The organism is Exobacillus caeni (assembly GCF_005747095.1).
Classification (GTDB): Bacteria; Bacillota; Bacilli; order Bacillales; family Guptibacillaceae; genus Exobacillus; species Exobacillus caeni.
Genome location: NZ_SWLG01000007.1, coordinates 146,672 through 159,613, shown reverse-complemented (window position 1 = coordinate 159,613; position 12,942 = coordinate 146,672). Strand labels below are relative to the sequence as shown.

16 protein-coding genes are annotated in these 12,942 nt (G+C 38.6%); 13 read left to right on the top strand and 3 right to left on the bottom strand.

Annotated features, from left to right (window positions below; genetic code table 11):
• Positions 1 to 170 precede the first annotated feature (170 nt).
• From FCL54_RS23995 to FCL54_RS11635, 6 genes are all read left to right on the top strand, one after another.
• Positions 171 to 344, top strand: coding sequence for a hypothetical protein (locus FCL54_RS23995; protein WP_171016804.1), 174 nt, complete (start codon positions 171 to 173; stop codon positions 342 to 344).
• 12 nt (positions 345 to 356) lie between these two features.
• Entirely contained in the window at positions 357 to 800 is a 444-nt protein-coding gene (locus FCL54_RS11655; protein WP_138126591.1) for a hypothetical protein, read from the top strand.
• A gap of 142 nt (positions 801 to 942) precedes the next feature.
• On the top strand, positions 943 to 1,251 hold the full coding sequence (locus FCL54_RS11650; RefSeq protein ID WP_138126589.1) for an NUDIX hydrolase: 309 nt from the start codon (positions 943 to 945) through the stop codon (positions 1,249 to 1,251).
• A 201-nt stretch (positions 1,252 to 1,452) separates the two neighbouring features.
• On the top strand, positions 1,453 to 2,487 hold the full coding sequence (locus tag FCL54_RS11645) for an STAS domain-containing protein (RefSeq protein WP_246055222.1): 1,035 nt from the start codon (positions 1,453 to 1,455) through the stop codon (positions 2,485 to 2,487).
• A gap of 207 nt (positions 2,488 to 2,694) precedes the next feature.
• A complete protein-coding gene (locus FCL54_RS11640; protein WP_138126587.1) occupies positions 2,695 to 3,678 on the top strand; it encodes an alpha/beta fold hydrolase in 984 nt (327 codons plus the stop codon).
• A 347-nt stretch (positions 3,679 to 4,025) separates the two neighbouring features.
• Positions 4,026 to 4,247 (top strand): hypothetical protein, encoded by a 222-nt coding sequence (locus FCL54_RS11635; protein WP_138126585.1) that lies wholly within the window; start codon positions 4,026 to 4,028, stop codon positions 4,245 to 4,247.
• A gap of 523 nt (positions 4,248 to 4,770) precedes the next feature.
• Here the strand turns inward: FCL54_RS11635 and FCL54_RS11630 are convergent.
• Both FCL54_RS11630 and FCL54_RS11625 read right to left on the bottom strand, forming a co-directional pair.
• The gene (locus FCL54_RS11630; protein WP_138126583.1) at positions 4,771 to 5,220 is read right to left on the bottom strand and encodes an ArsI/CadI family heavy metal resistance metalloenzyme; all 450 of its coding nucleotides are present in this window, start codon (positions 5,218 to 5,220) and stop codon (positions 4,771 to 4,773) included.
• Positions 5,221 to 5,351: 131 nt separating this feature from the next.
• Entirely contained in the window at positions 5,352 to 5,681 is a 330-nt protein-coding gene (locus FCL54_RS11625) for an ArsR/SmtB family transcription factor (protein WP_138126581.1), read from the bottom strand.
• Between the two features lie 235 nt (positions 5,682 to 5,916).
• Between FCL54_RS11625 and FCL54_RS11620 the strand changes: the two genes are divergently transcribed.
• The 3 genes from FCL54_RS11620 to arsC are packed head-to-tail and all read left to right on the top strand — an operon-like array spanning position 5,917 to position 8,021.
• The gene (locus FCL54_RS11620; RefSeq protein WP_138126579.1) at positions 5,917 to 6,261 is read left to right on the top strand and encodes an ArsR/SmtB family transcription factor; all 345 of its coding nucleotides are present in this window, start codon (positions 5,917 to 5,919) and stop codon (positions 6,259 to 6,261) included.
• Positions 6,262 to 6,274: 13 nt separating this feature from the next.
• Positions 6,275 to 7,570: an arsenic transporter gene (locus tag FCL54_RS11615; RefSeq protein ID WP_138126576.1), complete on the top strand. Its 1,296-nt coding sequence runs from the start codon at positions 6,275 to 6,277 to the stop codon at positions 7,568 to 7,570.
• A gap of 28 nt (positions 7,571 to 7,598) precedes the next feature.
• A complete protein-coding gene (gene arsC / locus FCL54_RS11610; protein WP_138126574.1) occupies positions 7,599 to 8,021 on the top strand; it encodes an arsenate reductase (thioredoxin) in 423 nt (140 codons plus the stop codon).
• A 172-nt stretch (positions 8,022 to 8,193) separates the two neighbouring features.
• Here the strand turns inward: arsC and FCL54_RS11605 are convergent, their stop codons facing one another.
• Positions 8,194 to 8,394: a cold-shock protein gene (locus tag FCL54_RS11605; protein ID WP_138126572.1), complete on the bottom strand. Its 201-nt coding sequence runs from the start codon at positions 8,392 to 8,394 to the stop codon at positions 8,194 to 8,196.
• A 246-nt stretch (positions 8,395 to 8,640) separates the two neighbouring features.
• On the opposite strand from FCL54_RS11605, the gene FCL54_RS11600 reads away from it, so the two are divergent.
• The 4 genes from FCL54_RS11600 to FCL54_RS11585 all read left to right on the top strand — a co-directional run bounded on the left by FCL54_RS11600 (position 8,641) and on the right by FCL54_RS11585 (position 12,915).
• Positions 8,641 to 9,039 (top strand): IDEAL domain-containing protein, encoded by a 399-nt coding sequence (locus FCL54_RS11600; RefSeq protein ID WP_138126570.1) that lies wholly within the window; start codon positions 8,641 to 8,643, stop codon positions 9,037 to 9,039.
• Positions 9,040 to 9,341: 302 nt separating this feature from the next.
• Complete coding sequence (gene uraA, locus FCL54_RS11595; RefSeq protein ID WP_138126568.1) at positions 9,342 to 10,619, top strand: uracil permease; 1,278 nt, start codon at positions 9,342 to 9,344, stop codon at positions 10,617 to 10,619.
• A gap of 71 nt (positions 10,620 to 10,690) precedes the next feature.
• The gene (locus tag FCL54_RS11590; RefSeq protein ID WP_246055221.1) at positions 10,691 to 11,125 is read left to right on the top strand and encodes a nucleoside 2-deoxyribosyltransferase; all 435 of its coding nucleotides are present in this window, start codon (positions 10,691 to 10,693) and stop codon (positions 11,123 to 11,125) included.
• Positions 11,126 to 11,412: 287 nt separating this feature from the next.
• A complete protein-coding gene (locus FCL54_RS11585) occupies positions 11,413 to 12,915 on the top strand; it encodes a malate:quinone oxidoreductase (RefSeq protein WP_138126566.1) in 1,503 nt (500 codons plus the stop codon).
• Positions 12,916 to 12,942: the final 27 nt, after the last annotated feature.

Genomic DNA, 12,942 nt, shown 5'->3' with positions numbered 1-12,942 from the left:
TTTTGGTCTACTGGTTAAAATGCCCAGAAGATATAAAAATATGTAAAGGATTGGCAGCGATAGCATCATTTCTAGCGATTAAAGAGGTGGAGATTAACTGTTCACAACACCTGCTTATAGATTAATGATAAGATAAATTGAAGAATATTCTGGAAAAAATGGAGGTTTTTATGAAGATAAATCTTTTATTTGGAACAATCCTTGGCCTGGCGGTCGGAGGTATTCTTTCTAGTGTTTTCTTTGGCAAGTTTGATTTTGGGTTGTTAGTTGCTTTGTTGATCGGCGGATTGGTAGGGCACTTTTCAGTAGCTTATTTCTCTAATAAAAAATCTGAAGACCAATAAGGGGTGGGGAAAATGAGTGAAGTTAAATCTATAAAAGTTAACGCGCTAATGCTGCTGATGATCATCCCCTTATCGTTACTTGGCTATTATTTTGCGGTAGAAAAAGAGTCTCTGTTTTTTATCTATGAGGGCTTATTTTCACTTTTAATTGTTTCGTCTGTTATTATGGCGATGAGAAATATCGTAAAAAGCGAAAGTTCGTTAAAATGGGTGTCTGTTTCCATCTTAGCTTTTCTCCTACAACTTTCAGTACTGGGTATTTTTTTAGGGCCATTTTCGTTTTACAGCATGTTCTATTTGTATTATGTTACAGCAATCATTACAATTATGGTTTACGTAATATCCCTGACAAAGGCTGAAAGATTTAAGTTCCTGCCAGTGCTTTTTATTGTTTTATCAGTATTGATGACATTCTATATGATTTTCTTAAACATGTTATGGGGAAAGGGTTTCTAGTTTTATCATAAACCGGGAAGAGATTAGTTTTAAAGGGAGAGGAGAGTACAGCTTGCCTACAGTAGGTGTCTTTGCAGCAATTTTTGATGAACAGGACAGGATTTTATGTACGAAAATTAACTATGGCTCGGGAAACTGAACTTTGCCCGGCGGCCGCCTTGAGAAGAATGAATCACCTAAAGAAGGAACGGCAAGAGAAGTTCTTGAAGAAACCGGTTTTATCGTGAAGGTTGAACATTTAATAGCTGTATATTCAGCGCCTGAAAAAGACGATCTCGTTCTTTTGTTTAAGGCTACCATTACAGGTGAAACAGGCTGGTGGCCGAATGATGAGATAGAACAAATAGAATTTTTTGAGAGGGATAACTTGCCAGAGCGTCTTCATCCCAGGAACAGGAAACGAATAGAAGATGCTTATAACAACAAAGTGAGCCATTTTGTTGTCTTTTAATTAACCAAATTGAGATAAGCTTATAAACTAATTTAGAAGATAGGAAGGGATGGATGAAAGGAACGAGAAGATAGTACGGTAAGGAAACAACGGGAACAGTATTATAAAGAAAAAAACATAATAAGAACTACCACAAAAAAATAGCTGGATACAATCAAATCATTTTGTCAGGAGAAATACTTTTAAAAGGTGGTAGAAAATATGGGGAACCAAATGGAAACGCCCGAAAAAGATTCTATTAAAGTAGGGGCAACTAGCTTTAACTGGGACATAAACGAGGGGCTTTTTGAATATGAAGGCTCAGACGCTGTATTATTTTGGATTAAAACATCGATGAAAACCTTCCTGGATACGATGGAGGAAGTGACCGGAACGGAAGCTGCTAACCTTGTTATTGAGACAGCCGGGTATCGGCAGGGGATTATTGTTAGCCAGTATTTTGGTGATGAAGCGTTATCTCCACAAGAGATGCTTTCCAGGCTGATTCCAAGATATGCTGCAGCAGGTTGGGGAAGAGTTTCTATAATAGAATTTAACGAAAAGGAAAAAACAGCTGTTGTTCAAATAAAAAATAGCTGGGAGTTCAAGTTGAATAAACAACAGGAGAAGGTAAACCATGACTATTTCTTTCCGGGTCATTTTGCCGGGTTGCTAACTGGTATACTGGGTGAAAACATCTGGTATAAAGTCACGCAAAGTCAGACTGAAAATGACGATTGCTGTGAAATTTCTCTTTTTCCTTCCAATAAAACAGTAACGGAGAATATTCATGAATTATCCAAAACGAAAGAACAAAGGCAGATCGAATTGCTGGAGCAAAAGGTGGCTGACCGAACACAAGAATTAACAGATGTGATCAATGAAATATCTTCTCCAATTATTCCAGTATTGGACAAAATCATTGTTGTACCCCTTTTAGGAAAATATGAAGAAAACCGTTCGGAAGAATTAACGAATAAGATTTTATCCCAGCTTCCCGATCATAAAGCAAGTTATATGGTGCTTGATTTAACGGGTATTGACGAAGACATATCTGAGTATTCGATCGACATGATACATAAACTTGGCGTATCTGCCTCTTTGCTTGGTACTGAAACAGTACTAGTCGGTATCTCACCGAAAATGGGGATAAAGCTAACACAATCGCACTTTGACCTCTCCGGATTCAACTGCTTCAGTACATTACAGCATGGCATCTACTATGCGCTTGGAAGAGAAGGTAGGCAAATTATATAACCTGTTGGAAGAACCAGCATTCGAGAAACTCGGGTGCTGGTTTTTGTAATTTGGAAGTTATAAAAGGTTCAGAGTGACTCATAAGTTTTTCACGTTTGTTCTGCCTTTTTGATTAAAATAAATCTTTTATCAGGCATAAAGGTTTTTACAAATTAAAAGGGAATATTTATCTTAAAGTGCAGGAAGAAGTTGTTTGGAGGGAAACGCATGTTAGTTAGAAGAACACGTAAAATCAAAAGTAACTATGAGTCAATCGCTTTGCTTGATAAAGTTTTGCTTGGAGGTTTGCAACAAAATATTCTAATAAGAGGAGAAGATGTGAACAATCCCCTTATGCTCTTTTTGCATGGAGGGCCAGGTACTGCTCAAATAGGGTTTGCGCCGAAGTTTCAAAGAGAGTTAGAAAAGGATTTTACCGTAGTGAACTGGGACCAGAGGGGAGCGGGAACCTCCTATTCTGTTGAGCTTACACCTGAAGATCTAACGGTAGATAAGATGGTAAATGATACGGTGGAACTCGTAGAGTATTTGCTTAATCGATTTAATCAGCCTAAGCTTTTTCTAGTAGGACATTCATGGGGGTCTCTTCTCGGTATTCTTGTATCACAAAAAATTCCTGAGTTGCTGTACACCTATATCGGAATAGGCCAGGTTGTAAACATGTCTGAAGGAGAAAGGCTTTCTTATGAGTTTACGATTGGAAAAGCAAAAGAGTTGGAGAATGAGAAAGCAATAAAGGAGTTAACCCTGCTAGAGTTCGATCCTTTCGACATGAACTACCTTACCAAACAAAGGAAATGGCTTGAAAAATTTGGAGGTTCATTTATAGGGGTAAACACGTACAGTTTAATCTATTCAAATATACTATTTTCAAACGAGTATACGATCAAAGATTGGTTTTCCTTTTTGAAGTCGGGAAGGTTTTCTTTAAATGCGCTGTGGGAATCATTGTTTGAATATAACTTTATAGAGTCCGTTCCAGAGTTGAAGATTCCAGTGGCCATTTTTGCAGGTAAACATGATTATCAGACCCCGTATGAACTAGCAGAAAAATATTATGATGAACTTCATGCGCCTTCAAAAAAATTTATATGGTTCGAAAATTCGGGTCATCTGTTGAACTTTGAGGAACCAGAGAAATTTGCGATTGAATGCAGAAAAATTAAAGAGGAGTTCTTTGTAACGGCATAATTAACAGTAAAGCAATTACCGGTTATGATAAAGGGTTCCGTTTTCGGGTGCAAAACTATAAACTGACACACTAAATGACGTGCGAAATGACACGTCACTTTTTCTTGTGAATAAAACGGTTCAAACGAATTCTTGTCTTGAATGATACTGAAATTGACAGCGTATCTTTCTCGTTCAATAACTATTGTACAGTTAAAAATTAATACTAAATCCCTTGTCAGTTGGGTTGTCAATTCTACTGCCGATTTATTACAAAATATTGATAAAATAGGATAAAGGCTTATTAAACTATAGTGGCAGGATAATGGAATAAGCTCACAGAAACTTCAAATGAAAGGGAGGCGAATATGGTTAGAACGATTATAAAAGGTATCATAAGTTTAATAATAGGAGCAGTTATATTTTTCTTCTTATTTTTTATAAGTGAGACTAAAGATTTTTTTGATATGGCAATATGGGGGACGGTATCTAGTGTATTAGGATATGTTTTTCTTTCATCCTTACTTATGTCAGACAAAGAATCCAAGGATTTCGAGAAAAAGATAGATGACACACTTTTTAAAAAATAGAATTGTTTTATTTTGTTCCGTAAAGGGGGCTTTATTCTAATAAGGTACTGCTGTAATCACCTATGTCATTATTTGAAAAAAATCTTAAATAAGGCACGCCAATATTGCTGTCAGTTGGCGTGCCAATTTCTTTGCTATTTCTTATTTTGCAACTCGAAACGGAACCCTTTACGGTTATGAGTAGTTGCTTTTTTTATTGTTTTCAAGCATCGAGTTACAGGGAATTTGGGATAAAGCACATTTATTGAAAATTCGGGAATAGGAAAAACACCAACCTTTTATAGATTGGTGTTCAGGTTGTTGCTCAATTTACACAGCAGACCGGTTTGCAGCAGACTGCTTCGGTACGTTCTTTTTTTAGGTAATTCGTGATGGATTGGAAGAGGCTCGACTTTAGAGGTTGCTCAATGTTGAGTGGATTTCGAGAGATTTTATCTAGCTTTTCACGATTTTCATTCATCAAATAACGATAGACATATTCGTTTGATAACATTTTATTTTTCCTCCTTCATTTTTAACTCTATTAGCAACAGGTGGACCTTTGTTCTTTTGCAGGTGCTTCTTCAGCAGATTTAGCACAGCAAGCTGAAACTGCAACTGGTTCTTCGATATCTTCTTTCGTGAAGAAAAACTCCCATTCGTTTCCGTCCGGGTCGGAAATCCAGAACTTATCCTGCAGAGCGTAACAACAAGTCGTATTCATTTCTTCTCTGGCAAAAAATCCAAGTTTTTCAAGACGATCTTTTTGTGCTAGTACTTCATCTAAGCTTTCTACCTGGATTCCAAAATGCCCAACCTGATTTCCTGAAACTTCTTCGCGAAGATTTAACGTGAAGTTTAGACTGAGGTTTTCTGGAAGGAATTTTGCATAACCAGCTTTTACTTTAACTGGCTCCTCGCCGAAAAGCTTCGTGTAGAAAGAAATTGACTTTTCAAGATCTGTAACATTCAAACCAACATGTGTTCTAAACATTCTTACCACTCCTTAATCAATTTTTTTTGATGTATTAGGCAAAAAACTAAAACACGTTATGAGATTAGATAATTAAATCAATGTTTTTTTTAAATATGTAAAAAAGATAATGTTAAGAATCAACTTTTTTATTAACAGTACTGTGATGGACGAAATAAACAGCAAAGCTCTTCAGAGAGCAGGTGATTTACTTCCTGGTTGTTTAACCTGTAATAGCTCCATGTTCCACGAGTTTCTTTTTCGATGATATTTGCATCCAGCAAAATCTTTAAGTGATAAGAAAGCTTTGATTGGGGAAGTCCAAGCTTATCGGAGAGGTCGCAAACGCAAACTTCACCTTGTTGAGTCATCTCATACATGATCTGCAGCCTTTTTTTGTCGGCGATCGCTTTGTATTTTGCCTCGTATTTTTCAAATGTGCTTTCTAATGTTGTATCGATAATCGGCAATTCCTTATTCAAGTTTCTCACCTTCCAGTTTCATCAACTTTTTTTGATTTAATCGTATTTTATGCTAAGCATTTCCAGAATGCAACTACTTTATCAAAAAAAATTGATTTATATTTTGAGGAAGAGTACTCATTAAGATCAGTTTTGCTTCGTGGTTTATATTAAATAAATAAATAATCGTAATCACAATAACTATTGCGCATATAAGTATATACTTATATAATGATTTGTAGTTGGGGGTGAGTTGATGGAAGTAACAGTAATGGAGATCGAGCGTGCTGCATCAATTTTAAAGCTTTTGGGTGATAAAACAAGGCTTACGATTTTGGGCATGTTAAAGGATAGCGAGTGTTGTGTTTGTGAGTTTGTTGAAGTTTTGCAGATGAGCCAGCCGTCAGTGAGCCAGCATTTACGGAAGCTGCGGGATGCAGGCCTTGTGAAGGAAAAGAGAAAGGGCCAGTGGATCTTTTATTCACTACATAAAGAGAGCGAGTCTTATCTGCTAATCCAGGATGTTTTACGGCATATCCCCGATCAAAAGGAGAAGATAAAAGTGCTTGAAGAACAGGGATTAAGAATTAGTTGTAACTAACGGAGGTATTGGTTTGAGTTCAGTCATTTTAGCAATCGTTATTTTTATACTTACATTAGTGCTGGTTATCTGGCAGCCAAAAAACCTTGGCATCGGCTGGTCGGCTTGCGGAGGGGCAATTATCGCGCTTATAGCAGGGGTTGTCGATTTTCAGGATGTTGTTACAGTAACAGGCATCGTATGGAATGCTACGCTGGCGTTCATCGCTATTATCATCATTTCGTTAATTCTTGATGAGATCGGTTTTTTTGAATGGTCTGCGTTACATATGGCCAGAATTGCTAAAGGAAACGGCCTGCGGATGTTTGTTTACGTCACGTTGCTTGGTGCGGTAGTCGCTGCCCTTTTTGCAAACGACGGGGCGGCGTTAATCTTGACACCGATCGTGCTTGCGATGGTACGGAACCTTAATTTTAAGGAGAAAATGATACTTCCTTTCATCATGGCGAGCGGATTTATCGCGGATACCACATCACTGCCGCTTGTTGTAAGTAACCTGGTCAATATTGTTTCCGCGGATTTCTTCGATATAGGATTTGCGGAATATGCTTCAAGGATGATCGTTCCTAACATCTTCTCGCTTGGAGCAAGTATTCTTGTACTGTATCTTTTTTTCAAAAAAGATATCCCGCCAAATTATAATGTGAATGAATTGAGGAAGCCTGAGGAAGCGATTAGGGACAAAAAGATGTTCAGGCTATCCTGGCTGGTTCTTGCCGTTCTGCTCCTGGGATATTTTGCGAGTGAATTTATTGGCATTCCAGTCTCTTTCATCGCAGGGATTGTAGCAATCTTTTTCTTATTAATGGCAAGGAAAAGTCCTGCTGTCGAAACGGGAGTTGTGGTTAAAGGAGCGCCATGGGCAATCGTGTTCTTTTCGATCGGCATGTATGTGGTTGTCTACGGCCTTCGAAATGTAGGACTGACCGATGTACTTGGAGATATTATTCAGGCTGCAGCAGACAACGGCCTTTTTGCGGCAACCATTTCAATGGGTTTCATCGCAGCGATTCTGTCTTCTATCATGAACAATATGCCTACTGTGATGATTGATGCGCTTGCAATTGCAGACACGTCTACAACAGGAACGATACGGGAAGCATTGATCTATGCGAACGTGATCGGCTCGGATCTTGGTCCAAAAATTACACCGATCGGTTCACTTGCAACTTTATTATGGCTTCATGTCCTTTCAACAAAAGGAGTGAAAATCTCCTGGGGATACTATTTTAAAATCGGAATTCTTTTAACTGTTCCAACGTTGTTCATCACACTGGCAGGGCTTTATCTGTGGCTGCTATTAATATAAAGAGGATAAAAAAAGGAGTGAAAACTTTATGGATAAGAAACCGACTATCTATTTCTTATGTACTGGCAATTCATGCCGAAGCCAGATGGCAGAAGGATTTGCGAAAAAACATCTCGGTGGGAATTATAACGTTCATTCAGCAGGAATTGAAGCCCATGGGCTTAATCCTAGTGCGGTAAAAGCAATGAAAGAAGCGGGAATCGATATCACAGATCAAACATCAGATGTTATTGATCCTGAAATATTAAATAACGCAGATTTTGTTGTGACATTATGCGGAGATGCGAATGACAAATGCCCGATGACACCCCCGCATGTTATAAGAGCCCACTGGGGATTCGACGATCCTGCAAAAGCCGAAGGGACAGAAGAAGAAAAGTGGGCGTTCTTCCAGCGAGTCCGAGATGAAATCGAAGAGCGCATCAAGCGTTTTGCAGTAGAAGGAAAATAACCCGGATGTCATTGTGGGAAAATAGGAAGGTGGAGATCGAAAAGCATCTCCATCTTTTCTCTTTTTATTGAAAAAAAAAAAGAAATATCTACAAAATCGCTTTATCGTCTTCCATGTTCATGTAAAACGAAAAAACAGACCCGGAAACCCGAGTCTGCTTATGGTAAACGTATTATAGTTTTTGTACGTTTGCGGCCTGTGGTCCACGTTGGCCATCTTCGATATCGAACTCGACATCCTGACCTTCGTCTAAAGACTTGAAACCATCGCCGTTAATAGCGGAAAAATGTACGAAAACATCATCTCCACCTTCACGCTCGATAAATCCAAAGCCTTTTTCACTGTTGAACCATTTTACTTTACCTTGTGCCATTTTGTTGCCTCCTAGCATGTGAAAAATACACAGTTATTTAATCTTGCTTAATTAGTTTTACCATATTTAAGGATTATATACTTCTTTTACCTATTTATTTTCGAATGTAGTGTTGATTACATAATTTTCCTCCATATAGCATATGGTTAACCAAAAGTAAGTTTTTACTATTTTTAGAAGAACCTATGGACTTTTGTCGAAAACAATCTAAAATAAATTTCACAAAAGGAAAAGGGGAATTGGAAAATGAAGCAATGTCATAAATGTAAACAAATCTTAGAACCCCTGGGGATTAAAGAATGCGGGAAAGTTCATGTGTTTATTTGCTTGAATGAAGAATGTGAAACATATAATCATCTGCAATCTCATATCAAAGGGGAATGTAAGCGAGTCAGCCTGCTGCAATTTGTAAGCAGAGTAGGCATATCTGAATGCCGTGTTGTTAATCCAAAATCAGGGCATCAGCTCAGCATGACCTTTAATCCTTTTTTTCCGGAAATAAATCTTGATGAGTTTGAATTTAACCGCAGCATCAGCAAAGTACACATTGATTATATAAAAGAGCAGATAAATCAGGCACTTGATCGAAATGATAAAGAAGATTTTGTTTTTTGGTCAGACAAACTTAAAAATAACGCGACTTGATAGGGGTTGACTCATAAGTGTCTGGCTCCCTCCGTTTAGCACACAATCCAGATAAACATTGGTATAAGTTTTCTGGATAACGTGTTGGAGGTGCCTGACACTTTGTTTTTGAGTCAACCCCTTCTTACGTTCTAAAAGAACATTCAGCATATTGGGAATTTTGGTCTAGATTTATCAACTTAAATTTAGTACACTTTTAAGGATGTATATTTAGCTGCTGTCACTAAGAATACTAATGATAGCTGGCTTTTTTAAAAGTTAACTTGTTTTTGTAAAATACATATAAAAGAAGGAGAAGTGAAATGCAACAGCGTGTTATTCAAGTTGAAGAAAGACCATCCTTTGCTGAAAGTATTCCATTAAGTCTACAGCATCTGTTTGCGATGTTTGGAGCAAATGTTCTAGTACCGATTCTGTTTGACATCAATCCGGCCACGATCTTGCTCATGAACGGAGTCGGAACGTTAATTTATTTAATGCTCTGTAAATGGCAGATACCTGCATATTTAGGATCCAGCTTTGCCTTCTTGTCTCCGGTGTTTGTGGTTATGGCATCAAAAAGCTACCAGCATGCTCTTGGCGGATTTATTATCGTTGGGCTTATCTTTATTATTGTCTCAGTGATTGTACATTTTGCCGGAACCAGATGGATCGATGTCGTTTTTCCACCGGCCGCGATGGGAGCGATCGTTGCTGTTATCGGGCTTGAGTTAGTTCCGGTTGCCGCTGAAATGGCTGGAATTTTGAAGCCAGCAGACGCTGGTCCGGACTGGACGTATGATACAAAAGCTATTTTTGTTTCAATGGCAACATTGTTGATCGTTGTTCTCGGCACGGTTGTTTTTCGAGGTTTTTTACGTATCATACCGATTTTGTTTGGCGTTGTTGCAGGTTACATCATTGCTGCCTTAACCGGTATGGTGGACTGGAGCTCGGTCGAAAGTGCAAAATGGTTTGCGATTCCTACCTTCTACACTCCAAAATTTGATTGGGCAAGTATAGCGATTATTGCTCCTGCTGCCCTTGTCGTTATTGCAGAGCATATCGGCCACTTGCTTGTAACAGAAAACATTGTTGGACGAGACTTAACGAAACATCCCGGCCTGTCCAGGTCTCTTTTAGGTAACGGTGTATCTACCGTAATTTCTGGTTTTGTTGGTTCCACACCAAACACAACTTACGGCGAGAACATCGGGGTTATGGCGATCAGCAAAGTATACTCCACCTGGGTGATTGGAGGAGCTGCTGTACTGTCGATCATCTTATCCTTTTCAGGAAAGCTTGCAGCGATGATTTCTACGATTCCTGCACCAGTAATGGGCGGCGTTTCGTTATTATTGTTCGGGGTAATCGCTTCATCAGGTATCCGGATTCTAGTCGATTCCAAAATCGATTATTCCAAGCCGTTCAATCTTGTACTAACAACAATCGTCCTCGTGATCGGCTTGAGCGGTGCAAATTTCGTTTGGGGCGCAGTGAACTTAAAAGGAATGGCACTCGCCACGGTTATTGCTATCCTGTTAAGCCTGTTTATTAGACTGTTAGGAAAACTAAATCTGTTAAACGAAAAAATGGATTAAACATCATGGACCATCTCCGATATATGAGATGGTCCTGTTTTATAAAGAAGAATACCAGGAGGTGGAAAATATTGTCGCAGGAAAAAAACATAAAATTTTATATTGCATCTAGTTTTAAAAATATAGACAATGTAAGATATGTTAATAGAAAATTGCAGGAAAAAGGATTTATCCAAACCTATGATTGGACTATTAATGAAAATGTTACATCACTTGAAGAACTGCAGGCGATAGGCCGATTGGAGAAAGAAGCTATATTAGAAGCGGATTTTGTAGTAGTTTTATTGCCAGCAGGAAAAGGAAGCCATATCGAATTGGGGATTGCTCTTGGGACTGGCAAGAAAATTTATCTTTACTCACCAAACAAAGAAATAGATAACATAGAAACAACCAGTACATTTTATCATCTGGAAGAGGTTGAAAAATACATTGGGACTGTAGATGGATTATTAAACTTTATATTCCTGGAATCAAAAGTCCAATTCGTTAACGGATCCAAATTTTAAGTTCGAGAAGTTTAGCTGATCGTTCGGTAATAAAAAAACTGTGTTGATGCTTTTTTTAATATTGTCCTTAAACCGATTGGGTAGACTTCTCACTTTTTTGATAGCCTTAAATGGTGTATAATTATAAGAGAATAGTAGATATATTAATTGATCAAATTTTTAATAGATAATGATGTAATTATATATGAGCTATAAAGGTGTGTTCCCGGGTGACGCCTTGCTTTTTGTAACTTCGTAGCAGGAGCGCCTACTCTTTTTGGGAAATCTATTAGATAAGGAAGGTTATCATGAGCAACGTACAGAATAAAACAGACGTTATCTTAATTGGTGCCGGAGTTATGAGCGCGACTTTGGGATCGTTACTGAAAGAGTTAGCACCTGAATGGGAAATCAAAGTTTTTGAGAAACTTGACAAGGCCGGAGAAGAAAGCTCAAACGAATGGAATAATGCAGGTACGGGCCATGCGGCATTATGTGAGTTAAATTATACATCCGAGAAACCTGACGGATCTATCGATGTTAGCAAAGCGATAAAAATCAACGAACAGTTCCAGGAATCAAGACAGTTCTGGTCTTATCTTGTAGACAGCAAACTCATTCGTAATCCGCAGGACTTTATCAGGCCATTGCCTCATATGAGTTTAGTACAAGGGGAACAAAACGTTACCTTTTTGAAAAAACGGTTTGAAGCGCTTACCGACTTACCATTGTTCCAGGGAATGGAATATTCTGAAGATCTAGAAAAGCTAAAGGAATGGATTCCGCTTATCATGAATGGCCGTACGTCGGATGAACCGATAGCGGCAACAAAAATTGACTCTGGTACGGATGTAAACTTTGGCGCTTTAACTCGCCTGATGTTCGACCACTTACAAAGCGAAAATGTCGAAGTAAACTATAAGCATAGTGTGGAAGATATCAATCGGACTGAGGACGGTTCGTGGGAAGTGAAAGTGAAGGATATCGATAACGATAACCTGGAGTATCATACTGCAAAATTCGTGTTTATCGGTGGCGGTGGCGGAAGTCTGCATCTATTACAAAAAACCGGCATCCCTGAATCAAAGCATATCGGTGGATTCCCGGTAAGCGGACTGTTTATGGTTTGTAACAATCCGGAAGTTATAGAGCAGCACCATGCAAAAGTGTACGGAAAAGCTAAGGTCGGCGCTCCGCCAATGTCTGTTCCGCATCTGGATACAAGGTTTATCGACAATAAACAATCCTTACTGTTTGGGCCGTTTGCCGGCTTCTCGCCAAAATTTTTAAAAACTGGTTCCATGCTTGATTTAGTAACATCCGTGAAACCTAATAATGTTTTAACGATGCTTGCTGCTGGCGCAAAAGAGATGTCATTAACAAAATACCTTGTTCAGCAAGTAATGTTATCCAAAGAACAGCGCATGGAAGAGTTACGTGAATTTATCCCGAACGCTAAAAGCGAGGATTGGGATTTAGTAGTAGCGGGCCAACGTGTACAAGTTATCAAAGATACCGAAGCTGGCGGTAAAGGAACGCTTCAATTTGGTACGGAGGTAGTTAGTTCCTCCGACGGTTCGATCGCAGCGTTGCTAGGAGCTTCCCCGGGTGCTTCGACAGCGGTTCACGTCATGCTTGAGGTACTAGAGAAATGTTTCCCTGAACATATGTTTAAGTGGGAATCAAAAATAAAAGAAATGATTCCTTCTTTTGGAATGTCCCTAGCGGATAACCCGGATCTTTACTTTGAGATTCATAATTCAACAGCGGAAACACTTGGGCTAAACAAAAAAGAGCCTGCCTATAATTAATAACAAAAAGCCTGTAAACCATGATTA